18 protein-coding genes are annotated in these 24,949 nt (G+C 64.5%); 5 read left to right on the forward strand and 13 right to left on the reverse strand.

Annotation, left to right across the window (positions count from 1 at the left end; genetic code table 11):
• The 6 genes from ACR9Y2_RS08520 to ACR9Y2_RS08545 form a co-directional block, all read right to left on the reverse strand.
• Positions 1–1,365 (reverse strand): B12-binding domain-containing radical SAM protein, encoded by a 1,365-nt coding sequence (locus tag ACR9Y2_RS08520; protein WP_435040679.1) that lies wholly within the window; start codon positions 1,363–1,365, stop codon positions 1–3.
• Positions 1,362–2,117, reverse strand: coding sequence for a dolichyl-phosphate beta-glucosyltransferase (locus ACR9Y2_RS08525; protein WP_435040680.1), 756 nt, complete (start codon positions 2,115–2,117; stop codon positions 1,362–1,364). Before ACR9Y2_RS08525 ends, ACR9Y2_RS08520 begins: the two co-directional genes overlap by 4 nt.
• The gene (locus ACR9Y2_RS08530; protein ID WP_435040681.1) at positions 2,114–3,091 is read right to left on the reverse strand and encodes an NAD-dependent epimerase/dehydratase family protein; all 978 of its coding nucleotides are present in this window, start codon (positions 3,089–3,091) and stop codon (positions 2,114–2,116) included. Before ACR9Y2_RS08530 ends, ACR9Y2_RS08525 begins: the two co-directional genes overlap by 4 nt.
• The gene (locus tag ACR9Y2_RS08535) at positions 3,052–4,323 is read right to left on the reverse strand and encodes a glycosyltransferase family 4 protein (RefSeq protein ID WP_435040682.1); all 1,272 of its coding nucleotides are present in this window, start codon (positions 4,321–4,323) and stop codon (positions 3,052–3,054) included. Before ACR9Y2_RS08535 ends, ACR9Y2_RS08530 begins: the two co-directional genes overlap by 40 nt.
• A gap of 153 nt (positions 4,324–4,476) precedes the next feature.
• Positions 4,477–5,868 carry a hypothetical protein gene (locus ACR9Y2_RS08540; protein WP_435040683.1) on the reverse strand — a complete coding sequence of 464 codons (1,392 nt, stop codon included), beginning with the start codon at positions 5,866–5,868 and terminating at the stop codon, positions 4,477–4,479.
• A gap of 6 nt (positions 5,869–5,874) precedes the next feature.
• Entirely contained in the window at positions 5,875–7,278 is a 1,404-nt protein-coding gene (locus ACR9Y2_RS08545) for an FAD-dependent oxidoreductase (RefSeq protein WP_435040684.1), read from the reverse strand.
• A gap of 105 nt (positions 7,279–7,383) precedes the next feature.
• On the opposite strand from ACR9Y2_RS08545, the gene ACR9Y2_RS08550 reads away from it, so the two are divergent.
• Both ACR9Y2_RS08550 and ACR9Y2_RS08555 read left to right on the forward strand, forming a co-directional pair.
• Positions 7,384–7,911, forward strand: coding sequence for a superoxide dismutase family protein (locus ACR9Y2_RS08550; protein WP_435040685.1), 528 nt, complete (start codon positions 7,384–7,386; stop codon positions 7,909–7,911).
• A gap of 116 nt (positions 7,912–8,027) precedes the next feature.
• A complete protein-coding gene (locus tag ACR9Y2_RS08555) occupies positions 8,028–9,731 on the forward strand; it encodes a carboxypeptidase regulatory-like domain-containing protein (RefSeq protein WP_435040687.1) in 1,704 nt (567 codons plus the stop codon).
• 7 nt (positions 9,732–9,738) lie between these two features.
• Here ACR9Y2_RS08555 and ACR9Y2_RS08560 read toward each other — a convergent pair whose 3' ends face one another.
• Genes ACR9Y2_RS08560 through ACR9Y2_RS08575 form a run of 4 tightly spaced genes read right to left on the reverse strand, consistent with a single transcriptional unit; the run spans position 9,739 to position 17,785 of the window.
• Entirely contained in the window at positions 9,739–10,911 is a 1,173-nt protein-coding gene (locus ACR9Y2_RS08560) for a sialidase family protein (RefSeq protein ID WP_435040688.1), read from the reverse strand.
• A gap of 3 nt (positions 10,912–10,914) precedes the next feature.
• Positions 10,915–12,978, reverse strand: a complete 2,064-nt coding sequence (locus tag ACR9Y2_RS08565) for a hypothetical protein (protein ID WP_435040689.1) — start codon at positions 12,976–12,978, stop codon at positions 10,915–10,917.
• A 14-nt stretch (positions 12,979–12,992) separates the two neighbouring features.
• A complete protein-coding gene (locus ACR9Y2_RS08570) occupies positions 12,993–16,193 on the reverse strand; it encodes a beta-mannosidase (protein ID WP_435040690.1) in 3,201 nt (1,066 codons plus the stop codon).
• Positions 16,194–16,198: 5 nt separating this feature from the next.
• Positions 16,199–17,785, reverse strand: a complete 1,587-nt coding sequence (locus ACR9Y2_RS08575; protein WP_435040691.1) for a hypothetical protein — start codon at positions 17,783–17,785, stop codon at positions 16,199–16,201.
• A gap of 228 nt (positions 17,786–18,013) precedes the next feature.
• On the opposite strand from ACR9Y2_RS08575, the gene ACR9Y2_RS08580 reads away from it, so the two are divergent.
• Complete coding sequence (locus ACR9Y2_RS08580; protein WP_435040692.1) at positions 18,014–19,333, forward strand: DegT/DnrJ/EryC1/StrS family aminotransferase; 1,320 nt, start codon at positions 18,014–18,016, stop codon at positions 19,331–19,333.
• Here the strand turns inward: ACR9Y2_RS08580 and ACR9Y2_RS08585 are convergent.
• On the reverse strand, positions 19,330–20,178 hold the full coding sequence (locus ACR9Y2_RS08585; RefSeq protein ID WP_435040693.1) for a LysM peptidoglycan-binding domain-containing protein: 849 nt from the start codon (positions 20,176–20,178) through the stop codon (positions 19,330–19,332). The genes ACR9Y2_RS08580 and ACR9Y2_RS08585 overlap by 4 nt on opposite strands.
• Positions 20,179–20,317: 139 nt before the next feature.
• Between ACR9Y2_RS08585 and ACR9Y2_RS08590 the strand changes: the two genes are divergently transcribed.
• On the forward strand, positions 20,318–20,959 hold the full coding sequence (locus tag ACR9Y2_RS08590; protein ID WP_435040694.1) for a gamma-glutamyl-gamma-aminobutyrate hydrolase family protein: 642 nt from the start codon (positions 20,318–20,320) through the stop codon (positions 20,957–20,959).
• A gap of 2 nt (positions 20,960–20,961) precedes the next feature.
• Entirely contained in the window at positions 20,962–22,890 is a 1,929-nt protein-coding gene (locus tag ACR9Y2_RS08595) for an ATP-dependent DNA helicase (RefSeq protein ID WP_435040695.1), read from the forward strand.
• A gap of 21 nt (positions 22,891–22,911) precedes the next feature.
• On the opposite strand, the gene mnmE is transcribed toward ACR9Y2_RS08595, so the two are convergent.
• On the reverse strand, positions 22,912–24,264 hold the full coding sequence (gene mnmE / locus ACR9Y2_RS08600; protein ID WP_435040696.1) for a tRNA uridine-5-carboxymethylaminomethyl(34) synthesis GTPase MnmE: 1,353 nt from the start codon (positions 24,262–24,264) through the stop codon (positions 22,912–22,914).
• A gap of 15 nt (positions 24,265–24,279) precedes the next feature.
• The gene (locus tag ACR9Y2_RS08605) at positions 24,280–24,936 is read right to left on the reverse strand and encodes a protein jag (RefSeq protein ID WP_435040697.1); all 657 of its coding nucleotides are present in this window, start codon (positions 24,934–24,936) and stop codon (positions 24,280–24,282) included.
• Positions 24,937–24,949 lie beyond the last annotated feature (13 nt).

Consider the following 24,949-nt stretch of genomic DNA (forward strand, 5'->3'; position numbering starts at 1 on the left):
TCAGGTACGGACAAACTGCAAAAACAGCCAGAACTGGCTGGCCAGCGGCCGGATTTCGCCCTTCATGAGGCGGGCCCAGACGTAGGAGGGCCTGAGGTAGTAAGACAGGTAAGCCTTGCGCGTCATCGCCTTGAGTTCAGGCAGGGTGAAGCGGCCTTCGATGGCTTCGGGGAAGAGGGAGCCGTCGCTGAAGCGGATGTTGGGATCGTTCTTCACCTGCTCATAGAGACGGGTGCCGGGATAGGGCGCGGCGATGTGGAAGAGGGCGTAAGTGGGGCTGAGGCGTTTGGCGAGGCTGACGATGTTGCCCATCTCGTCCTTGCCGGATTCCGGGAAGCCCATTATGAAGAAGCAGGCGGTCTCGATACCGGCCTGGTGGATGAGGCGCATGCCCTTCTCGATCTGGGGCATGGTGATGCCTTTGTCGACGATGCGCAGCACCTCTTCGCTGCCGGCTTCCACGCCGGTGTGGATGAGGCGGCAGCCGGCCTTCTTCATGAGGGCCAGGAGTTCTTCGTCGACGAGGTCGAGGCGGGTCTGGCAGCACCAGGTGAAGTCGAGTTTCTTCTCGATGAGGATCTTGCAGAACTCGACCACCTGCTTGCGGAGGACGGTGAACTCGAGGTCCATGAAGTAGGCGGTTTTGATGCCGAAGTTCTTCACGCCGTACTCGACTTCGGCTACCAGCCGTTCGACGCTCTTCTTGCGGACGCCGACGCCGTAGGTTTTGAGCAGGCAGAAGGTGCACTTGGAGGCGCAGCCGCGGGACATCTCGAAGAGGGTGAAATTGCCGCCCAGCATTTCGTAGTGGTACTGGTGCATGGGGAGCAGGTGGAAGGCCGGCATGGGGAGCTGTTCCATCTGCACGGGCTTCTGGTCCTGGTTGTGGACGACCTTCTCGCCGTCGTGCCAGGTGATGCCGCGCACCTCGCTGAAGGGCAGGCCGCCGCAGAGTTCGCGGACGGTGGTTTCGGGTTCACCGCGGAGGACGGCGCGGGCGCGGGTCTCGGCCAGCATCTCCTCGGGCTTGACGGTGCCGTGGCTGCCCATGACGAAGACTTCGGGGACGACGGCGTTGAGGGCGTGGACGGTTTTGAGGAAGGGGTGGATGTCGAGGTGGGGGCACTGCCAGCGGTCGAGGCTGGTGGAGGTGATGAACACCTTGTCGTAGCCTTTGGCGCGGGCGGCGACTTCCTGGGGGCCGAGTTGTTCGGCGTTGGCGTCGAGGATGGCGACTTCGATGCCGTCCTGTTCGAGGATGGCGCCGCAGTAGGCGAGATCGAGCGGCGTCCACGTACGGTTGTAGATGCGGCCCTTTTTCTGGACCAGGTCGACCTGGAACGGGTTCACGAGTAAGACCTTCACGGACGCCTCCCTGCGCTCAGGGCCGAGACTTCCGGCCGGACTTGTCTAAGAGTTTTCCGGACGCGCCAGATGCCTTTGATGTCATCCCAGGCGGTGCGGAGGATTTTTACGCGGCTGTCGTCGTCTTCGTTCCATTCGACCGGGATGTCGGCGATGCGGAAGCCCTGCTTTTCGGCGAGGGTGAGCATCTCGGTATCGAAGAACCAGGATTCGTCGCGGACCTGGGGCACGATGGCCTGGACGGCGGCGCGGCTCATGGCCTTGAAGCCGCATTGGGCATCGCTGAATTGGGTGCCGAGGGCGGTGCGGACGAGGAGATTGTAGATGCGCGAGACGGTCTCGCGGAAGAAAGAGCGGCGGGTTTTCGAAGCAGGCAGGAGGCGGGAGCCGGTGGCGACGTCGTAGCCGTGTTTGAGGATGGAGTCGATGAGCAGGTTCAGGTAGCGCAGCTCGGTGCTGAGGTCGACATCCATGTAGCAGACGGCGTCGGCATCGCTTTGCATCCAGGACTGGCGGAGGGCGCGGCCGCGGCCTTTCTGGCGGAGGCTCATGCAGAGCACGTCGGGATGAGCCTCGCAGAGTTCGCGGGCCACGACCCCGGTGCCGTCGATGGAGCCGTTGTCGACGATGACGATGCGCCAGTCGTAGTCGAAGCCGCTCTGCAGGTAGGCGCGGACGGTGGCGACGCTGCGCGCCAGGACATGCGCTTCGTTCAGGACGGGAATGACGATGTCGACGCGGGCCCTGCTCATCCTGTTACCTGGCCGGCCAACTGGGATTGACGGATGCGCTCGAGGGTTTCGTCGAGGCCGATGCGCGGCTGGTAGCCGGTGAGGGCGACGACTTTGCTGATGTCGGGGACGCGGCGGGCGATGTCTTCGAAGCCATGCTCGTAAGCCTGGGTATAGGGAATGTACTCGATTTCCGATTGGGACCCGGTGACGGCGAGGACGCGCTGGGCGAGTTCGGTGATGGTGATTTCGACGGTATTGCCGAGATTGATGACCTGGCCGACGGCGGCGTCGAGGGCGATGAGGCGGGTGAGCCACTCGACGACATCGCTGACATCGGTGAACGAGCGGGACTGCCGGCCGTCGCCGAACACCTGAAGGCTCTGGCCTCTCAGTGCCTGTTTAACGAAGCGCGGAACGACCATGCCGTACTCGCCGGTCTGGCGGGGTCCGATGGTGTTGAAGAGGCGGGTGACGACGGTGGGTACGCCGAATTCGCGCCAGAAGGCGAGGGCGAGGAACTCGTCGATGATTTTGCTGGCGGCATAGCTCCAGCGGCCTTTGCTGGTGGGGCCCAGGACGAGGTCGTCGTTTTCAGCGAAGGGGGCGTGTTCGCTCTTGCCGTAGACCTCGGAGGTGGAGGTGAGGAGGACCTTGGTCTTGTGGGCGGCGGCGGCGCGGAGGACGACCTGGGTGCCGTCGATGTTATTGCCGATGGTTTCGACGGGACTTTTGATGATGTTGAAGACGCCGACGGTGGCGGCGAGGTGGTAGACGGCATCGGCGGAGGCGACCATCTCAGGGAGAGCGGCGCACTGGAGTACGGATGATTCGACAAAGCGGAAGCGGCTCTCGCCGAGCAGGTGCGCGATGTTGAGGCGCGACCCGCTGGAGAGATCATCCAGCGCCGTGACGGAGTGTCCCGCGGCCAGTAGTTTCTCGGCGAGGTGCGAGCCTATAAAGCCCGCACCGCCGGTGATGAGATAGTTTGCCATTCTTCCCTGGTTCCGTACCTTCTTCGACGGGCTTCTTCGATGAAGCTGAAGTAGCGGTCGAAGTGCGCTGGCCGGGTCCAAAGCCGGACAAACGCTTCATATCCGCGAGCTCCGAGATCGGCGCTGAGGCCGGGGCTGGAGCCCATTCTGCGCACTGCCGCCAGCAGTTCCTCATTGTCGCGATAGACCATGCCGCCGCCGGAGTCCGCGACCACTTCCGGCAGGGCGCCTAAGTCTCTCACAATGACGGGCCGCTTGCGGGCGAGTGATTCGATGATGATGATGCCGAAGGTCTCGTACGTCACGGAGGGCACGATGGTGGCGACGGCGTGCGCGTAGAGGCCGGCCAGTTGCTGCTGGGATTGACCGCCGACGAAGCGGATGTGCGGGTTGCCGGCGGCCTGGGCGCGGAGTTGGGCCTCTTCGGCTCCGGTGCCGGCGACGACGAGGTCCCACTCGCGGACCTTGCTCCAGGCGTCGATGAGGGTGTGGAGGCCCTTGATGCGTTCCAGGCGTCCGACGAAGAGGAAGTAGGGGCGATCCTGCGGCCGGGGGCCGGGATTCTGCCAGTCGGCGTCCTGGCGCTCCATGAAGTAGGGGAGCTGCTCGACGGGGTAAGGGAAACCGCGCTCAGCGTGCATGCGGCCGCAGAAGCGGCTGGGGCTGAGGAACTGGTCGACGTGGCGGGCGGCCTTTTCGAGATAGCCGGTGTAGCGCCAGAGTTGGGGCGGGCGATGGCCGTGGACGGTGCACTTCAGGCAGTCGGCGGATTCGCAGGCGTGGGAGCCGTACTTCCACAGGACGTGCATGGGGCAGACGAGCCAGTGCTCGTGGGCGGTGTAGAGTTTGACGAAGTCCGGGGTGGGGGGCTCGAGTTCGAGGACGCCGGGGCCGAGCAGCGAGATGTTGTGGTAGTGGACGACGTCGAACGGCTTGGACCTGACAATTTCGTTGAGCCGCTTCATTGTGAGCAACGGGCGGCCGGTCTGGTGCGTCACCAGGGGGGAGAGCCAGCCGAACGGGCTGCGGAGTTCGTGGCGGGTGACGTTGGGGTGTTCGGCCCAGCGGACCTCGGGCTCGGCCGGATGTTGCAGGTGATAGGAGTCGATGCAGTGGACGACGTCGACGGTATGACCGGCGTCAGCAAGGGCATGCGACATGCGGTGAAGGTACACCGCATCGCCCCCGAAGCTATAGGGCGGGTAAAACGTCGTGAAATAGAGGAACCTCAAGGCGCGAGTTCCCCCTGTGACCACGATTTTCGACCCACCGACTGAGCCGCCAGCCCCCTGTGGGGAAGCTGGAGAACAGGCACCAGCACGGCCTCCTCCAATACAAACCTGTTACGGTTGAATCCAGTATTTTACCATGCGTTCGAGCGGATATCAGGCTTTGGTGCGTGGGGCAAGCCACACCGTGGCCAGAATTACTACTGATGTAAAGAAGCAAGTCCAGGGAAGCCAGGGAGAGAGGGTGGCCCAGCCCATGTAGCGGAGGCGGTCGAGCCAGGCGAGGCTGGGTCCGTTGGTGAGGAGGGCGAGGGGGGCTTTGAGGGCGTGGAGTTCGTATGACGCGGCGATGGACCAGCTATGGGCGACGCTGAGGGCAAGGACGGTCCAGCCGAGCCAGCGGGGCCAGGCCTGGAGCACCTGGAGGCTGAGCAGGAGCATGCCGGGCACGACGGGGACGAGGTAGCGCATGCCGGTATTCCATTGGAGCCAGGAGTATTGATTGGCGGCGCAGAAGAGGACGAAGGCGGCGAAGTAGGCGTAGATCCACCGGGCGAGGATGGGCGGGACGCGCCATCTGCCGGAAGAGACAAACGGGGCGGCGAAGGCGAGCAGGAGCAGAGGGCAATAGGCAAAGAGGCCCCAGGCGGGGTGGAAGAAGTTGGCCCAGGCGAGATCAGGAGAAGGCCAACTGAAGCCGCGGTAGCCCTGGGCGGTGGGGGCGGTGGGCGGCATGTAGTGCTGGGAGGGCAGCAGGGGGTTGCCGAAGGAGAGGGACTGGTAGGCGGCGAGCCCGAGGACACCGGGCAGGGTTCCGAGGGTGAAGGGGATGGCCGATCGCCAGCGGGTGGTGAGCAGGCAGAGGCCGACGATGCCGGCGAGCAGGAGTCCGGTGAAGTCGCAGAGGACGGCATAGCCGCAGAGTAAGCCGGCGAGGAGGAGGCGGTTGCGGGTCCAGGTTCGATCCCAGAGGAGCAGGGCGACGAACAGGCCGAGGTGGCCGACCAGCAGGTTGTGGTTGAGGTAGAGGGTACGGAAGAAGACGGGGGTACCGAAGGCGAGCGTGAGGGCGGCGGTGGCGGCGTACTTTGTCTCAATGCCGGCTTCGGCCAGGCGGCGGCCGAGCAGGGCGGCGGCGAGGGCGGAGACGGGGGCCATGAGTCCGGCGACAGTGAGGAAGGCGGCGACGAGGAAGTAAGCGAGCAGGCCTTTGCGGGCGGCGACCACTTCGGCGCGTTCGTCGGGGCGGATGCGCGGGGTGGGCAGGTGCTTCTCCCATTCGATGGCCTGGTGGAGGAGGGGGCGGCCCAGCAGGAGGGGGACGGCTCCGGCGAGGGAGGCCCCGGGGTTGTTGTTGATGTAGGCGCCGCCGTGGGGTCCGCGGAAGATGTCTTCGATGAAGCCGTCGAAGCGGGCGACGTTGAGGGTGCCTTCTTCGGCGAGGGAGAGGGCGGGAAACTGCTCGCGGATGATCCAGGGGGCCCAGTAGGCGGTATAGACGGTCCAGCAGGTGAAGAAGAGCCGCCAGGCGAGGGCCTTGGGGGTCATGTGGCGTTAATCCTCCACCACGAACTCTTCGAAGGTACGGCGGTGATGCTGCCAGCGCTCGCGATTGAAGTGGCCGGAGTCGTCGATGCACTCGGAGGCGGCGTAGGCCATGGCGAGGGTGTGGTGCGTGTTGTCGTGGGCGAACAGGCCCTGGCGGCCGAGGGTGAGCACGCCGTCGAGCCGTCCCACCCATTGGTCCAACTGTTCGAAGTGGCGACGGAAACCGCTCTCGTAGACCGGATAGGCCTGGCCGAGTCGGCGGGCGGTGGTGGTGAGGACGCGTCCGGTGTAGGGGATGCCGGCGCGGCTCAGCGAGTCGAGGACCAGCTTCTGAAGATCCGCGTCGGAGGCGGTCCAGACGGTGTCGGCGGGATCGCACGGGAGTTCAGCGCAGAGGACCGTGGTGCCGGCGGGCCCGTGGAGGCCGTAGTTTTTGGGTTCAGAGAGGCGGGTGATGGCGATCTCGGCGGCTGGGAAGTAGTGGGCGTCGTACTCAGTGAATTGAGGCGTGTCGAGGGTGAGGTAGATGAGGATCATGGCCCGGTAGCGGAGCGCGCCGCCGGCCTCGAGGATGGCTTCCGGGGCGGTTGGCTGGAGGAGGCGGGCCAGTTGGGGGAGGGGGATGGTGGAGAGGACGAGGCCGGGGGGCAGTGCACGTTCACCGCTGGAGTCGCGGACTTGGACGACGGCCCGGCTGTTGCCGGGGAGGGCGATGCCGGTGACTGAGGTGTTGAGGAGGATTTGCGCTCCGGCCTGTTGGGCGGCGGCGGCGTAGGCTTCGCTGATCTGTCCAAAGCCCAGGCGCGGGTAATAGAAGCGGCCCTTATTGGAAGGCGCCAGGACCTTGCGGACCATTTTGGAGAGAGAGCCGGCGGAGACGCGGCGGCGGGCCTGTTCGGCGTCGAGGCGCTGGGGGTCCATGCCCCAGATCTTGAGGGCGTAGGGGAAGTAGAAGTCTTGGCAGATGGTGGGGCCGAGGCCGGCGGCGAGGACGGAGGCGAAGTTCTCGGGGCCGTTGGGCCGGGGTTTCCAGAGGGCATCGCGAAGGACGCCGGCGGCGAAGGCGGGCGGTGCGTGGAGCAGCAGGTTGGCGGGCTTGAGGGGGAAGTGGAGCCAGCGTCCGCCGAGGTGGATGCGGCCGTGACGGGGGCGGTCGAGCAGGTCGCCACCGAGGAACGAGCGGATGTCGGCCAGGATGGCGGGGGCGCAGGAGGGATGGAGGCGATGACTGCCGAAGTCGACGCGCTGGCCGTCGAGGGTGAGGCTGCCGGCATTGCCGCCCACGGCGGGGCCGCGTTCGACGACGGTGACGGAGAAGCCGCGTCGGGCGAGCTGCCAGGCGGCGCCCAGGCCGGCGGGTCCGGCGCCGAGGACGATGACGGGCGCGCGGTGGGAAGACAAATCAGACATCCCGTCTATTGTCGCGCGGGGATCCGGTGCCGAGCAGGCCGCTGACAAGGAGGGTGCTGCGGGCGTTCGGAATTCCCGTAGAATTGGACCAAGGAGATCCAATCGATGACAACTCGTTCCATTCTGGCCGCTACGACGGCCCTGGCGTTCTCCGCTCTCACCCTGGCCGGGGCTCAGGGCGATCGGAAGGCGGCCACCGCGGAAGTCAAAGACGCGCAGGGCAAGGTAGTTGCCACCGCGAAGTTCAAGGCAGTGAAGGGCGGCGTTCAGCTTTCCGTGAAGGCGACCGGCCTTCCGGCGGGCGTCCATGCAATCCATGTGCACACGGTGGGCAAGTGTGAAGGGCCCGCGTTCACGACGGCGGGCGGCCACTTCAATCCCGCCAAGAAGCAGCACGGCATGATGAATCCGGCAGGGCACCATGCCGGCGACATGCCCAATTTCACGATCAGCGCGAAGGGTACGGGGACGTTCAAGACCGTCATCCAGGGCATCACGCTGGCGGGTGATGGCGAGACCTCGCTGTTCCATGCGGGTGGCACGTCGCTGGTGATCCACGAGAAGGAAGACGACATGAAGAGCGATCCGGCGGGCAATGCCGGCGCGCGCCTGGCCTGCGGCCTGGTTCAGTAAGAGTTTTTTTCGGGGGCCGTGCTTACGGGTGCGGCCCTTTGTTTCCTCATCCCGCCTGGCGCCCCCGCACTTTCCCGCTTGTCTCCTGTTGACTAATAATTCAGACTAATTGCGATATGCGTCCCATTTTGGCGCTGCTTTTTTGTGCGCTTCTCCACGGGCAGGATTTCGCTGAGATCTCCGGTCAGGTCGTCGATTCGGCCACCAGGCAGCCGCTCTCCGGGGCGCGTGTCGTGTTGGTGCGGATGGGGCCGGGGGCGAGCTACAGCATGCGGACCTTCGAGATGGAGCTCTCGCCCGAGTCGCCCGATCCCGCTGCGCCGGGCTTTGCTTTCCTCACTGGCGACCAGGGCCTGTTTCGCTGCAAGGTCACGGCCCCGGCGGAGTTCATGATTTTTGCCAGCCGACCCGGCTATGTGAAATGGGGCATGAGTTTCGAGACCCAGCGGAGATTTTCCGTGAAGCCGGGCGAGAATCCGGAGCCGTTGCGGATTCCGCTGGAGGCGGAGGGCGCCATCACGGGGAAGGTGGTTGATGCGGACACCGGGGCGGCGCTGCCGGGACTGTCGGTGACTGCCCTGAAGTGGCGGGTATTTAAGGGGACACGGGCGCTGATGCCGGCTGCGGAAGGCTCAACCACCACGGCCGGGGGCCTATACGAGATCAAGGGGCTGCCGCCGGGAGAGTACCACCTGCAGATCGAGTTGCCGGTACGCAAGAAGTTCAGCCCCGGCGGGGACGCTGACGAGTTCCGCGATCATCGGGAGATCGCGTATGGCCGCTCGTACTATCCCGGAGTGGAGGCACGGGAACAGTCTAGTCCCGTTACGCTGCTGCCGGGCGCCACGCTGGCGTCCACCAACTTCAAATTGACGAAGAAGCGCCTGGCCTGCATCCGCGGGCGAATCTTTTCCCTGGAGGGGGAGGAGATCCCCGGCGAAGTTCCGGTGATGTTGGGCCGGGTGGAGTATCAGGGTGACTCCGTGAGCTATCAGTCGGTCGCCCAGACGCCACTTGCCCTGGGGTCTTCGTTCCGGCTGGATGGCCTGCCGCCGGGCCGGTATTGGCTGCAGGCAGTGCTGGCCAAGGGATCGCCGCAGGGCCGGCGGGCTGCCTACCACTTCTTCGAACTCGACGACCGCAATGTCGACAATCTGGAGCTCGCGATGACGAAGGGTGTGGCGATGCGGGGGCAGGCGAAGCTGCACGAGTCGGTCGCGGGTACGTATCAGGAGGTGATGAAGCCGGAGTCACCGCCGCAGGTTTCGCTGGCGTATCGCGACCGGATGAGTAATGGCGATGAGCTGGCACCGGTGCGCTGGCAGCCGGACGGGTCGTTCGAGATCCAGGGTGTGATGGACGGGACGTACAAGGTCTATGCCCGGGCACTGCCGGCCGGGCTGGCGTTGGGCGAGGTGCGGTACAACGGCAGCCGCCAGCCTCGCGGGCTGATCACTTTGAATCGCGGCGCTATGGAACAGAAGCTGGAACTGGTGTTGTATCCCGCGACTGCTTCGATCCAGGTCTCCGTGATGGACGGGACGCGTCCGGCGAAGGATGCGCAGGTGGCGCTGCTGGCCGAGGATTACGACCAGGAGGATCCGCAGCGTGATGTGAAGACCGCGCAGACGGACGCCAATGGGCTGGCCACATTCCCGAAGCTGATCGCTGGGAAGTACCGGGTGTTGGCGTTTGGGCCGGATGCGGCGTGGCGCACCACGGGGTCGCTGCGCAATCTGGTGCGGACCGCCGCCAAGGTAGTGGATGTCGGGACCGGCGCCTCGGCGGCAGCCGATGTGAAGCTGACGGCTATCGAGTAGCCCGCGGCTAACGCTTCACCCAGTCTTTGTCGAACGCGGCGTGCTTGATGGTCTGCAGTTCTTTCTCGCCCTTGGCGTGCGGGCCGGTGAAGCTGTAGGTCGCGTGGATCTGGCCGTCGCGGGTTTGAATCACCGAGGGGTAGGAGTAGCCGCCCGTTTCCGTGTTCTCCAGGCTCTTCTTCCAGGGCCAGGTCTTGCCCTCGTCCGGTGACATCCAGACCGAGAGGCGGTTGCGGCCCTTTTCGGTGTCGTTCAGGACCATCACCCATTCGCCAGTCTTCAATGCGATGACTTCCACGCTGGAGCCGGGGTTGGGAATCTCGGAATCGGTGACGGCGCCCCAGTTCACGCCGTCGTCCTTGGACTCGCTTACGAGCACGCGCTGCGGCGGCGGGCCGTTGTCGCGCATGTACGCTACCACCGTGCCGTCCTTCTTCCTGACCAGGGAGGGTTGGACTCCGCCGAGGCTGACCAGGGGTTCGCTGGGACGCCATGTTTTGCCGCCGTCGTCGGTGATCGCCACCAGCGACAGGTTGTAGGTGTCGGAGTAGAGCGGGAGGAGGACACGGCCGGAGGGCAGCTCCAGGGGATGAATGCGCGGCATCCAGCCCAGGCGGTTCAGTAGCTTGTCCGTCGATCGGACGATGGCGGTGAAGGCCTCGTTGCGGTCGCGCTGGACGGTGACGGGCTCCACCAGCTCGCGAAGCCGGGGACCCACCTTACCGGCGAAGCCTTCGGGGATGAGGAGGATGTTGTCGGAGAGCGACCACTTGGGCATGGGCGCGCGGAAGGCGGGCTCCGAGATGCGCAATTTGAGCAGCGCGGTCTCCCAGCGATTGTCGAGGATCGCGGTCCACAGGAACCAGAGGCGCTGTTTGCTGTCGACGAACAGGATGGGGTTGGTGTCCGGGTAACCCGGTGTGTCGTCGAGCGTGAACGGAGCGTCCCACGCTTTCGCCCCCTTCTTCAGGAAGGCGGCCTGCACTTTCACGTCGTCGGCTGTGCGCTCGCCGGAGCCGATGTACCAGCAGGTCATCAGGCGGCCGTCGGCCAGTTCGACGATAGAGGACGAATGGGCGTGGAGCTTCTGGGGCGCGAAGAGGAACTGCTGCTGAAGCGCGGGCTCCGCCGCGAACGCCGCGCCGGCCAGCAGCGTGAGGACGGTCAGTTTCGTGGTCATCGATTACTCCCGGATGAAGCCGTGATAGAGGCCCATGTAGTAGGGCAGCAGGTAGACGCCGCCGTCGCCCAGGCTGCGGCCGTTGCCGCCCTGGTCGAGGGTCCACGGGTCGTGGTTCCAGTGGCCGACATAGCGTTCGTCGATGGGCAGGACTTTGCCGTTGACGCGGTAGCCGGTGGCGCGTTTGCCTTCGTCGCGAACCGGCTCCACCAGGGGAATGATGTCCTTGCGGTGGCTGTTGGAGACGCGCCAGTCGACGCGGTCGAGCGGGAGCCGCTTGAGCGTGTCGATGCTCTCGGCCTGCCAGGCGCCCTCGGGTGAGAGGTCTCGCACACCGTAAGCGTCGGTGTACTTCTGGCCCGCGGCGACGGCCGCATAGAGGAAGTTGAAGACGGGGTTGAGCTCGGGCACTTCGTTCTCCCAGTGGTTGCGGAACGACAGCAGCAGCTTCTGGCGCAGGTCGGGATCGGTCTCATATTTCAGCAGGCTGTAGAAGTTCATGAAGATCATCTCGTCGTCGCTCTGGTTGCCGGCGCCCATGCCCAGGTGCGTTTTCGTGATGAGGACGTTCATGTCGTAGGCGTGCTTCCCGATGAGGTAGCGCGACGCCTTCTCATACTTCGCGTCGCCAGTGATGTGCGAGGCGACCTTGAGATAGGCGAGGATGCTCAGCGAGTTCATGCCGCGCTCCTGCCACCAGTCGCGGTTGTTGTTGATCTCCTCGGGATTGAAGATGGACCAGCGGGTGGGTTTGCCGTCGTGGTCGACGAGCTGGAAATTGTGCTCCACCAGATGATCTGTCAGCGCGGCGACATGATCGCGGACGCGCTGTTTCTCGGCATCGGTTTTGGCCACCAGGTCGTAGTAGAGGGCGTAGAAGAAGTAGTGGCCATCCAGCTCATCGGAGCTGGTGTCGGTTTTCCAGTACCACTGGCCGTCGGCGCTTTTGGGCCAGCGCGGCGTGATCACTTTCCAGCGCTTGTCGCGGGTCTGCTGGTTGCGCAGGTCGTGTTCAGGGGAGTCGTGCAGGTTCGGGTCGGGGCCGCTGACGGGCAGGATGGATCGCGCGACGAAGCCCTTGGGGGCCGGGTGGTCGCCACCCTGGGTGACGGTGCCCAGGAAGCGCAGGGCCTCGAAAGCGGCCTTGGCGCGGCGGGCGGCGTCGGGACTGCCCGTGGCTCCAAAGGCGAAGCACTCGCCGGAGCCGTACATGGAGGTCCACAGGCCGTCGTTGTCGCTGTCGGTCTGGGTCCATTCGCTGAGGTCTCCGGGCTGTTTCAATACGACGGGGTGGACATAGCCGTAGGGCGTGCGGCGGTGGCGTTTGTCGATCGCGGCTTCGAAGAGGCGGGCCTTCCCGGCGAGGGTCATGGGCTTGCGCTCGATGACGGCGAGACCCTGGGCGGTGGCGATCCAGGCGTCTCCGTTGGCGTTGACGGCGATCGCGCGCACGTCGTCGTTGGGCAGCCAGCGCAGGCCCTGGCGGTACTCCCAGACCTGGCCGTCGAAGCGGATGGCGCCCTTGTGGGTGCCGAACCAGACCACGCCATTCTCACCGGCGGCGACGGTGGTGAAGTCGTCGTAGGGCAGGCCTTCGCGGCCGGTGTAGAGGGTCCACGTGGTGCCATCGAGGACTCCGGCGCCTTGCGGGCTGGCGAACCACAGGCGGTCTTTGGAATCGAAGGCGACTCCGCGGACATCGACGGGCGCCCAGCTTTGGGTGGCGGTTTTGGGGAAGACTCGTTGCCAGGGGCCGGCTCCGGTTTTCAGGTAGAGGCCGTCGGCGCGCGCTTCGGCGACGCGTCCATCTTTGGCTCGGGCGTTCTTTGCGGAGGCGGGCGCCTTCTCCTGGGAGGCAGCCCATTTGCCGTTACTTAGGATCACCGCGCCACTGCTGGTGAAGGCCGTGACGGCTCCGGCGGCATCGACGCGCACCGAGAGGACGTCATCGGCGGGCAGGCCTTGCGCCTTGCCGTAAAAGGTCCGGGTCTCGGCTGCAAACTGGCCGACGGTCAACGGCTGGGCCGCCGCGCTGAGCGCGAGGATGCACAGGAACACTAATCTCATTCCATCCCTTTCGTTCACGGCGCTACCGCGAACTCAAACACGTTTTCGGAGATGACCTTACCGGCGGAATCGACAATCTCCGCCTTCAATTCGTAGGGGCCGGGTTGATTGGGCGCAGCGAACTCCGCCGCACCCAGGCGGACCACCGAGTCGGCGGCCAGGGACACGGGATACTCGCCCGTCTTCCCTTCAAAACGCCAGCGGAGCTTCGCGCCGGGCACGGCGGTCCAGCGGTCGTTCACGGCCCACAGGCCGCAGCGCACCGTCTCGCCGGGCTTCCATTGGTCGCGATCGTATTCGAACAGGGCGGCGACGGGCTCGAAGCTGCGGCGTACCGTGTCATAAACCTTGGTGGGGACGCGGTTGAAGTCGATGGCGGCCATGGTGACGGAGGGCCAGATGTCGATGGCGTGGAAGTGGAGGACGCCACCGGCGCCTTGGTTCTTGCGGCGGCGCATGCGCTCCAGCGCGATCTGGAAGAGACGGGCGACATACGCCTGCGTCTGGGGGATGTACTCTTTCAGCGAGAGGGCTCCGGGATCGCCCCAGGCTTTCATGGCCTGCGGAATCTGCAGGCGGCGCCAGATCCACTCGTCTGCGTGATCCCTGATGGGCCACTGGTTGGGCATGAACTGGATGAGCGTCTCGTAGTTCGGCAGGCTGGTGGCTCCGAGCTCGGAGACGAACTGTTCCTGCATCTGCGTGTACTCCCAGAGCGTGCCGTTGTACCAGCCGTGATAGACATGCGAGTCGCCGAAGCGGCCGGTGGAGCGGATGACGGCGCGGCGCTGGGGATCGAGCGTCGAGGGCCGCGGATAGAGGTGCTTGGTGATTTCGCGGTAGTTCTCGAAATCCTCTTCGTCGCTGGTGGCCCACAACGCGATGCTGGGATGGTTGCGTGCGTAGCGGACGTGGTTGTCGTAGAGCATGGCGGCCCGCTGGGCAAAGCCGCGGTCGTGCGGATACCAAGCTTCCAGGAAGTCCTGCCAGATGAGCAGGCCCGATTCGTCCGCCAGGTCGTAGAATTCGCGATTGCTGAAGTGGCAGTGCAGCCGGATCATGTTGATGTTCATGCCGGCCATCAGCTTCACATCGCGCTCGTACTTCGCACGGTCCATCTCGGACATGTACAGGTGGTAGTAGTAATTCGTGCCGCGGATGAACATCCGCTTGCCGTTGAGGTAGAAGTCCCAACCGATCTTCTCGATCTCGCGGATGCCCACCGCCAGGCTCTGTCCATCCACAGCGCGGCCGCTGGCGTCGAGCAGGCGGATGTCGAGCGTGTAGAGATTCGGCTTGCCGTGATCGCGGGTCCACCAGAGCTGCGGCTGGGCGACGGGGATCGTCAGTGTCTGCGCGGTGCGCGCTTCTGCCTTCACCTGGATGCGCTGGGAGCCGGTGAAATTGCGCGGCGACAAGGTCAGTTCCCAGGTGTAGCCGCGATCGACGGCCGCGGCTTCCAACTGGACGCTCACCTCGGCCGCCGCGCCCTTCAACCGCGTATCCACGGCGACATCGCGGATCTGCGTCTCGGTAGAGGCCGCCAGGCGGACGCTGCGCGTGATGCCCAGAGCCGTGATGTCGTCGGGCTTCTGGTCGACGGCTCCGTAGGCGCCCTTGATGGTGTAGGGCCGGTGTTTCCAGTAGTAGTCGACTGGCGTCCAGACGCGGACGAGGAGCTCGTTCTGCCCGGGGCGCGCTTGCTCCGTCACATCGAACTCATAAGGATCGATGTAGCCTTCGTGACGGCCCACGTAGACGCCGTTCAAGTAGGTGTCGGCGTAGTAGTCGGTGGCCTCGAACTGAAGCCGCAGCCGCTTACCCTGGAAACGCTCGGGTACGGTGAAGGTGCGTTTGTACCACCACTCCTTGTAGCTGACCCATTCGGCGTCGCGGCTGTAGATCTTCGACGGGTCGAGCCACTGGACGTGGACGGAACCGGGCACCTGCACGGTCTTCCAGCCGGAAGTGGGTGGACCCTCGCCTTTCTCGACGAACGCCAGGGACCAGGAGCCGTCCAGCGGGAGAGCATCCTGCTGGAACGCTGTGGCCGGGCCGGTTCCGACGGTTGCGACGGCCATGCGTTCGGCCGGCTGCTGGATGGCGACGGCGGAGGCGGTGACCGCGCTCACCTGTACCAGCAGGGGCTGGCGCAGCATGCGGTTCTCCTGGCGGGCCGCGACCGCGGTCATGGAGCCTTGCCACTCAGGGAAGGTCACGGCAATCTCCGTAGCTCCTTCGGGCTTGCGGGCCTCGAAGCGGCGGGTACCGGCTCCGGTCCAGCGGAGAGCGGAGTCGAGGGCGACGATGCCCAGCGCTCCATAATTCTCGGCGCCCTGGTAGTAGACCATGTGACCGCCGGGCAGGGTGGGCCAGTTGCGCGGACCGACATCGCGCGGCAGGGGCTCCTCCTCACCGGGTCCGCCAGGGAATTCGTACTCAGAGCCGTCCTTGCAGCGGTCGAACGGAACGTACGGCGTGGCCGAGATCGCGGCGAACCGGAAGCCGCGCGAGGCCTTCCAGCGGAACCAGGCATTGCCGGAGGTCCAGGTGAGTTCCCAGGTTTCATTGCCCCGCGTCAGCTTCAGGCGGCCGCGCAGGGGACCGGCTTCCAGGAGCTCCACGGAGGTGAAACTGCCCTGGCCGCCCAGCGTGGTCCAGCCGGTGTTCTGGCCGCTGACTCCGGTGACGGGCGCGGGGGAGAAGCGCTCGGCTTCGGGGGTGGTTTCGTGGACATCGCCTTTCAGGGCTTCGCCGCCCTCCGGTGTCGTCTCGACAAGGTTCAGGGACTTCTGCGGACCGGTGCGGAGAGAGTAGGCCTCCACGATCGCCGCAGCTTTCAGGTCGATGACGGCGCGGAAGAACGTGTTGCCGAACTCGACGCGGTTCAGGCCCAGGCGCCGCAGCAGGATGGGATTGACGAAGGGCGCCGCCGCCTTCGCGTCGCAGCACGACACGCTGTAGACCGGCAATTCACCGGGGATCAGCGAAGCTGGGAACAGCAGTTGCCCCGCGCTCACCTGCCAGGGCAGTTCCCTGCCGTCGGCGTTGGTGACGGTGAAGCCCGCGGACTGTCCGCCCAGTTTGGCCAGAGGGACGGCCACCGCTTCATTGGTCCGGCGGTAGAGCCCTGTGGGCTCCTCCACGCGGACCGTCCACACCTGCGCGGCCTGCACCAAGCCGGCCAGCAGCAGTAAGAGACTACCCAACCGCATTGCGTTTACTCCCCGGCGAACAGCTTCTGATAGCGCCCAAACCAGTAAGGCAGCAGGAACGCGGCGCCATCGTCCTCGCCGCGGCCCTCGCCATTCGAATCAATGATGAACGGATTCGCGTTCCACTTCATCACAGGACGCTCGTCAGGCGGCAGCAGGGTGGCGGCTTCGGGCTTCTGGAAACGGTCTTTCGTGCCACTCATGACGACGTCGGCGCGGTGCGAGTTCTTCACCGTCCAGGTGATCAGGTCGATGGGCTGGCGGTAAAGGGTGCGCACGGCGCCGTGCAGATCCACAGTTCCTTGCGGCCGGCCCATGAGGTAGATGAGGGTCCACAGCGGATTGTCCTCGCGCTGGATATTGGCCCACCACTGGTCGAGCGCCGGCCGGTAGTATTTGTCCAGCAGGGCGGGGTCCTTCTCATAGAGAAACAGGCAGTAGAAAGGCAGCATCGCGAGCTCCTCGTCGGAGTAGTTGATCTCCTCGTGAAGCTCCCGGTAGCGGGCCGTCTGTTCGGCGTACTTCAGGTCGATGGCCGCCTTGCGGTACTCGCGCTCGTACTTCCCGTCGCCGGTGATGTGGGCGGCGGTCTTGAGGAAGCTCAGCAGTTCCAGGCTGTTCAGGGCCGAGTCGCCTGGCGCTTCGTCGAAGTACTGGCGGGACCACTTGCCCCAGCGCGTCGGCTTGCCGTCGAGGTCGATGAGGTAGTAGCCGTTGGCCAGGATGTGATCCATGATGCGGCGCGTGGTGGCGGCTATGCGCTGTTTCAGGGCGGGATCCGGCAGCAGATCGTAGGCGATGGCGTAGGCGTACATGTGGCCTACGATTTCGTCGGAGCTGGTGTCGCCCTTCCAGTAGTACTTGCCATCGTCCGTCCAGTGCCATTCGCCGTCGGTGGGCATGGGCTCGCCCTTCTCGATGCACGAGCGGGCCGGGAAGCCGCGCGAACCCGCCACCTGTTCCAGGAACAGCATGGCTTCGATTGCCTTCTTCGCGCGAGCCTGGGCTTCGGCCGAACCGGTGACCGCAAAGCGATAGCACTCGGCTGCGGCGTAGATACCGGTCCACAGGCCATCGTTGTCGTCATCGCGGGTGCGGCTGCTCTTGAGGTCGCCGGGCACGGTCAGGCGCGACGGGGAGACCATGCCGTGGCGGTCGTGGCGCAGGCGGACGCGCTCTTCAAACAGTGCGGCCTTCTGGAGCAGGGTCATTCGGCGGAGTTCGATGTGAGCGAGGCCGGTCGGGGTCCGCACCCACACGCCGCCCTGTGTGTCGGCGACGACGCGCTCGATCTCGTTGGAGGGCAGGTAGCGCTGGCCGGCAAAGTACTGATAGCGGTCGCGCGGGCGGGCGGCGGCGTCCCAGCGAATGAGGCCTTGCGCAGTGCCGTACCAGACGGCTCCGTCGCTGGCGGTCGCGAGATCGGTCACACCGTCCAGAGGCGCCTTCAGGGCTGGAGTCTTCAGGGCTGCGGGCGCTTCCGGGGCTCCGGCCGGATAGAAGGTCCGGAACTTCTGGGCGGTGGGCGTCAGCCGCACCGGTTCGGCGCTCCACAGCACGGCTGTGCTCAAAACAATCAACAGAAACCGCATGCAACCTCCCGAACGGGGACGAAACTGGTGGACAAATCCCAGGCTGGAGCGACACTCAAGATGAGGTGGACCCGCACCTCTGCTGTAACCGGATTTTTCTGTCCGGAAAGGCTGCGGCACCCATTGCCACACAGCTCAATATATCGTAAGCTTGTTTAAAAAGTGAAATACTGATTCAACTTTTTTATAGAGTGTTCGAAAATGCTCCAGCCGTAGAAGGAAGTTCCCATGAGCCAACTCGCCATCCTCGGCGGCGACCCGGTGCGCCGTAAACCCTTCGCTCCCTGGCCCCAATACCAGCCCTCCGACATTGCCCGCATTGTGCGGACGGTCGAGAGCCGTCATTGGGGAGGTTATCCCCTGCCCACGGCGCTGGCAAACGGTTTCTGCAAGGACTTCGCGGCGATGCATGGTGCGGAGTACGCCCTGCCGGTTGCGAACGGCACGGTTTCCCTGTCCATTGCGCTGCAGGCGGCTGGTGTGGGCTTTGGCGATGAAGTCATCGTGCCCGCTTATACCTGGGACGGCACAGCGACGGCGGTGCTGGCCATGGGCGCGGTGCCGGTTTTCGCGGACATCGATCCCGACACTTACTGTCTATGTGTGGAGTCGGTGCGGCAGGCGATCACGCCGCGGACGAAGGCGATCATCCCGGTCCACCTGGCGATGCGATTCACCAACATGGAGGATCTCATGACGCTGGCCCGCTTCCACAACCTGAAGGTGATCGAGGACGCGGCGCACGCGCACGGCGGAGCGTATCAGGGACAGGGCGCCGGGTCGATCGGGGACATGGGTTCGTTCAGCCTGCAGGAGAGTAAGCTGATGACCGCCGGCGAAGGCGGCATGCTCACCACGAACAGCCTGGAGTATTACGAGGCGATGCAGACGGTGGTGAACTGCGGCCGCGCCAGCCTCACTGACAAGTTCGGCCAGCGGTTGCTCGGTTTGAACTACCGCATGACGGACCTGCAGATTGCCTTGCTGATTGGGCAATTGGAGACGTTGCCTGCGTTGCGGGCCTTGCGCGCCGAACGGGCGCAACTCCTCAGTTCGCTGCTGCAAGGCGTGCCAGGCATTCGCGTGCTGCCGGAGCAAGCGGGGATCACTGCGCCCACTTACTACTGCTACGTGCTGCAATACCGGCCGGAACCGGGGCAGCCCGCTCCCCACCGGGACCTGTTCGTGGCCGCGCTGGAAAAGGAAGGGATCCCCTGTGACGGCCGCTTCTACGAAGCCGTCTACAAGAGCGATCTGTTCTACGCGACCCCAAAGAACTGCCCGCAACTGGCGTATGAGCGCGACACTCCGGTCGACTACTCGCAGGACCATTGCCCGGTGTCGGAGCGCGCTGCTTACGACGAGTCCATCTGGCTGTTCCAGTTCTGCCTGATCGGCGAGGAAGAGGACGTGCGTGATGTGGCGCGCGCTGTTGAGAAGGTGGCCTCCAACCTGGAGACGCTGTCGAAGCAGGACCCGGCGCTGGCCGGGGTCAAAGCCATGGGCCGGGCGCAGCGGGCCCGCTTCGAGCGTCAGAAGAACTACTAGATCCCGAGGCTCGACCAGTCCCAGGCTGGGCCCATGTCGGTCTTGTCCGGCCGGTAGTTCTGGTGCGAGGCGATGCCCTTGTAGGCGCTGAAGAAGACAGGGTCGAACTCCGTGCGTTTGGCGGCCGGCGGGATGGTCTTGGTGATGCTGAACTTGTCCGCCAGGTGATGGACGAGGTCGTGCACGGCGGTGACCTGGATGCTGGGGAATGCCGCGAAGTAGTTGATGCCGCGGTAAGTGGACTTCACGTAACGGTCCTTTTCGGACTTGGCGCACCAGCGGGTCTTGTAGTTGTTCGGCCACCAGTTCAACTGATCCTTATTGGCGGCATCCTCCTGCAGGCCGCCGACGTTGACGATCTCGATGGCTACGGCTCGGCGGTCGTTGATGGAGTTCGGATTATTGCCGGTCATGCCCAGATGCCAGGCCCATTTCTCGGGCGGGAAGAACTCATAGATCTTGCCGTCACGATCGACGACATAAGCCGTTGCGACGCGGTAGGGCTTGCCGTTCACGGGCGCCATCCAGGCGCTGAAGACGCTTTGGGCGCTGGAACTGGCCGTGAAATGGAGCATGATCAGGTCTTTGGCCGAGGTCTCGTTGGCGTACTCGGTGGTGGGCAGGCGGAAGGTGGTGCGGTCGATCACGGGCTCGTGTGCGAGGTTGGCCTCGACGGCGAGACCCTGCAGGTCGGTGGTGAGATTCGGGATGACCAGCGATTTGCCCACCGCGATCTTGTTGGGATCCCTGATGGAGTTCACCTGGGCCAACGCTTTGACGTCGACTCCGAATTGGGCGGCGATCTTGGCCAGGGTGTCGCCGGCTTTCACAACGTAGGTATTCATAGCTCCTCCTGATGCTTCGGCCGGCTGAGCCGGACAAAGCGCTATCGCTGATTGTTTGGGGCAGCGTGAGGGAAAAGCAACAGGAATCTTCCAGGCCGGCGGCCTGATCACGGGGATCCGAATTCGGGACAATGGAGTCGTGGCTCCTCGTGTTGGTTTGACCTATCGACTTGAGCAGAAAGCTGTACCCTACCGGGCCGCTTTGCAGGCCGTGGGGTTGGAAGCGGTGAATCTGACTCCGGAGGCCCCCACGTCGCTGGACGGGCTTTCGGGACTGGTGCTGACCGGCGGTTCGGACATCGAACCCTGGCGGTATGGACAGGACGACATGGCGGCGCGGAATCCGGATGGACCGCGGGACGAAATGGAATTGCGGCTGGCGGCCGAAGCGCTGGACCTGGGCATGCCGCTGTTCGCGGTCTGTCGCGGCATGCAATTGCTGAATGTGGTGCGCGGCGGGAAGCTGCTGCAGCATATCGGCGAAGGACACACGGGCGTGATGCACGGCGTGCAGGTCACCAGGGGATCGCGGTTGTACGAGATCCTGGGCTCTGAATATCAAGTGAATTCGCGGCACCACCAGGCTGCGGCAAGGTTGGGCGAAGGCCTGGTTGCGACCGCGCTTTCAGAAGATGGCCATGTGGAGGCGCTGGAATTGCCCGCGGCCCACTCTTTTGTGCTGGGCGTGCAGTGGCATCCCGAAGATCTGTACGAAACCGACTCCGGCCACCTGCGTCTGTTCGAAGCTTTCCGCGACGCCGTCATACACTGGAAGCGGTAGCTTTGGCCCGCCCTTTCTCCATTCGCCAGTTCTTCTCACGCACAGGACCCCTTGCGCAGGCTCATCCTAACTATGAGTTCCGCAAGGGGCAACTGGACATGGCCCTGGCCGTGGAATCGGCTCTGGAAGACAAGCGCCACCAGATTGTGGAGGCCGGCACGGGTACGGGCAAGACCTTGGCCTATCTGGTGCCCGCCATTCTTTCCGGCAAGCGCGTGGTGATCTCCACCGGCACCAAAAACCTGCAGGAGCAGTTGTTTTTCAAAGACATCCCGTTCCTGAACCAGTTCTTCCCGAACGGCATCAAGGCCTGCTACATGAAGGGCCGTAACAACTATGCCTGCCGGCAGAAGATCTACGATGCCGAGCGCGAACCGATCCTCAACGGGTTGGAGGAGGTGTCGGACTTCGCCATCATCCGCGAGTGGGAGAAGACGACCGAAAGCGGCGACCGTTCCTCGATTCCCAACCTGCCGGACGGGACCTCGGTGTGGTCGAAACTCGACGCGCGCAGCGACCTCTGTACCGGCCAGAAGTGCGCCTCGTTTGAGCGCTGCTTCATCACGCTGATGCATCAGCGGGCGATGGAGTCCGACATCATCATCGTGAACCACCACCTCTTTTTCGCCGACCTGGCAGTGAAAGAGGAGGAACACGCCGCGATCCTGCCTGACTACTCAGCCGTGATCTTTGACGAAGCGCACGAACTGGAGGACGTCGCCGGGCAGTACTTCGGGCTCTCCATTTCGTCTCACCAGGTGGAGGACCTGCGGCGCGACATCCTGGCCACGAGCCGGCGCAAGGAGTTCTTCACCCACGACCTGGAGCAGATCCTGACATTGCTGGTGGATCATGGCGACCGCTTTTTCGCCATGTTCCCGCAGCAGGAAGGACGGTCGGGTTTCAACGAGCACCAGAGTTTCCTGGCGCAGAACCAGGAGCAATACGGCAACTTCCTGAGCGTGCTGGAGTTGCTGGCCGCGCACCTGTCGCTGGTGAAGGATGCTCCGGAGGAACTGGTGCCGCTGCACCGCCGGACTATCACCTTGCTGGGCAACCTGCGGCTGTGGATGGCGGGTGAAGATCACCGCAATGTCTATTGGATTGAACGCCGTGGGCGGGGTGCCTATCTGCAGGCGACGCCCATCGATGTCTCGGGACTGCTGAGGGACAAGCTGTTCGCGGAGGTGTCGCCAGCGATCCTGACCTCGGCCACGCTGGCGGTGGAGGAGAAGTTCGACTATCTGCGCGAGCGACTGGGGCTGGATGGAGCTCGCGAGCTGATTGTACCCAGCCACTTCGAATATGAGAAGCAGGCGCTGCTCTACGTGCCGCACCATCTGCCGGACGTACGCGCCTTCGACTTCCTGCGGCAGGCCGGCGAAGAGGTGCGGGTGATCCTGCGGCACAGCCGCGGGCGGGCGTTTGTGCTGTTCACCAGCTATCAACAGATGAGGTTGATCCACGACCTGGTGACGCCGGACCTCGACTATCCCGTTCTCATGCAAGGGGATGCTCCGCAACGGGTGTTGATCGAGCAGTTCCGGTCGACGCCGCATTGCGTGCTGTTCGCGACCTCGTCGTTCTGGCAGGGGGTGGATGTGCAGGGCGAGGCGCTGTCGTGCGTGATCATCGACAAGCTGCCGTTCGCCGTACCCAGTGATCCTGTGGTGGAGGCCCGGGTGCGCGCCATCAAGACGGCGGGCGGGAATCCATTCTACGACTATCAGGTGCCGCAGGCGGCCATCGCGTTGAAGCAGGGCTTCGGGCGGCTGATCCGGGCCAAGACCGATCGGGGAGTGCTGGTATTGCTGGACAACCGGATCACCCGCAACCACTACGGGCAGGTGTTCTTCGATTCGCTGCCGCCTTACCGGTTTACGACGGAGCTTGGGGCGGTGGAGAAGTTCTTCGACGAAGCTGCTGTTTAGGCAGAAATACTACAAAGAGAGTTATTTGCCGATGCAGAAGGTGGAGAAGATGTGGTTGAGGATGTCGTCGGCCGTGGTTGCGCCGGTCAGGGCGTCCAGGGGACGCAGGGCGGAGTAGCAGTCCAGCAGGAGCATCTCGTGTGGAAGCCCGAAAGTCACTGCAGTTGCAGTTCTTTGCAGGGATTCCAGGCTCTCCTTCAAAAGTAGTTCATGACGCAGGCTGGTGATGAGCCCGGACTGCGGAGAGGCAAAACCGTCGGGCGCGATGAGGGCGACCAGCCGCCGCTGCAGCTCTTCGATGCCTTGACCCGTCTTGGCGGACACCGGGAGCAAGGGGAGATCCACCGGCGCAGCTTCGGGTAGATCGCATTTGTTGCCGGCGACCAAATGCAGACCCTGCCCGGCCGCCCGTTCCAGCAGTTGGCGGTCTTCGGCTTCCACACCGGCCGCCAGATCAATCACTACGATTGTAATATCGGCGTCGGCCATGGCCTGGAAGCTGCGCTCAATGCCGAGCTTCTCGACGACGTCGGAGCTGGAGCGGATGCCGGCGGTGTCGACCAGGCGCACGGGAATGCCTTCCAGGGAGAACGTCTCGGAGACGGTGTCGCGGGTGGTGCCTGGGATATCGGTGACGATGGCCCGGTCGCGCTGCAGCAAGGCATTGAAAAGACTGCTCTTGCCGACATTGGGGCGACCGGCGATGGCGAGGGTCAGGCCGTCGTGGACCAGCTTGCCGAAACGAAAGCTCTCGATCAGGCGGGTCAGGCCGACTGAGATGGGTCGGATGCGGCCCAGGATCTGGTCGCTGGAGGCGACACTGACGTCGTCTTCAGCGAAGTCGATGCCAGCCTCGAGCAGCGCGATCAGTTCGACCAGTTGGGCTTTCAGCGGGGCCAGGGCTCGCGAGACGGAACCCTCCATCTGTTGGGCGGCGATGCGTGCCTGGTGGAGAGTGGTGGCTGTGATCAGGTCGTGAACGGCCTCGGCTTGCGGTAAGTCGATGCGTCCGTTGAGATAGGCGCGTAGGGTGAACTCGCCGGGCTCGGCTGGACGGGCTCCACCGTGGAGGGCGCGGGCTACGCAGTGGCGGAGAACGACCGGGGAGCCGTGGCAGGCGATCTCGACCACGTCTTCGGCGGTGTACGAGCGGGGCGCCGCGAAATAAGTGACCACCACCTGGTCGACAGTGTTGCCGCCTTCGTCCAGAAGTTCAGCGAGCGTGGCGGTCCAGGGTTTCCACTCCGGCGCGCCGGAGAACCGAAGCAGTCCTTCGGCGACAGTCCGGGAGCCGGCGCCGGAGAGGCGTACGACTCCGAGGCCACCGGCCCCGGGTGGGGTGGAGATGGCAACGATCGTATCCCGTGTAGACACGCTACAAGTGTAGAATTAACGACGTGGTCCGCGACGCGGGCCGCGATCGCGGTCACGACCGCCGCCGCCGCCCCGCCGGTCACCGCCGCGATCGCCGCCCCGACGATCCCCACCGGGCCCGCTGGGACGCCGTGGAGGAAGGGCTGCCATGGGAGGAGGATCGGGCAGAGAAGCCATGCCTGCCGGGTAGATGACCACGTGGCGGCCCGGCCCGACGCCGGCGCTCTCGCTGCGCAGGTCCGTCTGGTCGCGCATCGCCAGGTGAATCAGCCGGCGTTCGCGGCTGCTCATCGGGTTGAAGCGGTAAGGCACCTTCGATTCGCGTACGCGTTCGGCGACCGTTAGGGCGCTGAGGCGCAGCTCTTCCTGGCGCAGCAGCCGGTAGTCGTTGGCGTCGAAACAGAGGAGAGCATGTTCGTCAGGGGCCATTTTAAGGACCTCCTGCGTCAGCTGCTCCAGAGCAAGCAACGACTCGCCCTTGTTGTTCATCAGGAATTCGAGGTCGGGCCCTGAGAACTTGACTACAAGAGTGGGTTTCTCGAAGTAGTTACCCGCCTCGTGGCCGTCCAGGATCTCATATTCGACGTCGAAGTCCGCGGCATCCAGGACAGCGTCCAGGAAGTCGGCGACATCATCGCCTACCGTTTCAACTGTGTAATTCCGGTTGCTCATGAGCCAAACCGTA

This window comes from Paludibaculum fermentans (assembly GCF_051172195.1).
GTDB classification, from domain to species: Bacteria; Acidobacteriota; Terriglobia; order Bryobacterales; family Bryobacteraceae; genus Paludibaculum; species Paludibaculum fermentans_A.

Coding starts and splice junctions, on each gene's coding strand:
- ACR9Y2_RS08525 (WP_435040680.1), bottom strand. CDS start 2,117: ATGAGCAGGGCCCGCGTCGACATCGTCATTCCCGTCCTGAACGAAGCG.
- ACR9Y2_RS08530 (WP_435040681.1), bottom strand. CDS start 3,091: ATGGCAAACTATCTCATCACCGGCGGTGCGGGCTTTATAGGCTCGCAC.
- ACR9Y2_RS08540 (WP_435040683.1), bottom strand. CDS start 5,868: ATGACCCCCAAGGCCCTCGCCTGGCGGCTCTTCTTCACCTGCTGGACC.
- ACR9Y2_RS08545 (WP_435040684.1), bottom strand. CDS start 7,278: ATGTCTGATTTGTCTTCCCACCGCGCGCCCGTCATCGTCCTCGGCGCC.
- ACR9Y2_RS08550 (WP_435040685.1), top strand. CDS start 7,384: ATGACAACTCGTTCCATTCTGGCCGCTACGACGGCCCTGGCGTTCTCC.
- ACR9Y2_RS08555 (WP_435040687.1), top strand. CDS start 8,028: ATGCGTCCCATTTTGGCGCTGCTTTTTTGTGCGCTTCTCCACGGGCAG.
- ACR9Y2_RS08560 (WP_435040688.1), bottom strand. CDS start 10,911: ATGACCACGAAACTGACCGTCCTCACGCTGCTGGCCGGCGCGGCGTTC.
- ACR9Y2_RS08565 (WP_435040689.1), bottom strand. CDS start 12,978: ATGAGATTAGTGTTCCTGTGCATCCTCGCGCTCAGCGCGGCGGCCCAG.
- ACR9Y2_RS08570 (WP_435040690.1), bottom strand. CDS start 16,193: ATGCGGTTGGGTAGTCTCTTACTGCTGCTGGCCGGCTTGGTGCAGGCC.
- ACR9Y2_RS08575 (WP_435040691.1), bottom strand. CDS start 17,785: ATGCGGTTTCTGTTGATTGTTTTGAGCACAGCCGTGCTGTGGAGCGCC.
- ACR9Y2_RS08580 (WP_435040692.1), top strand. CDS start 18,014: ATGAGCCAACTCGCCATCCTCGGCGGCGACCCGGTGCGCCGTAAACCC.
- ACR9Y2_RS08585 (WP_435040693.1), bottom strand. CDS start 20,178: ATGAATACCTACGTTGTGAAAGCCGGCGACACCCTGGCCAAGATCGCC.
- ACR9Y2_RS08605 (WP_435040697.1), bottom strand. CDS start 24,936: ATGAGCAACCGGAATTACACAGTTGAAACGGTAGGCGATGATGTCGCC.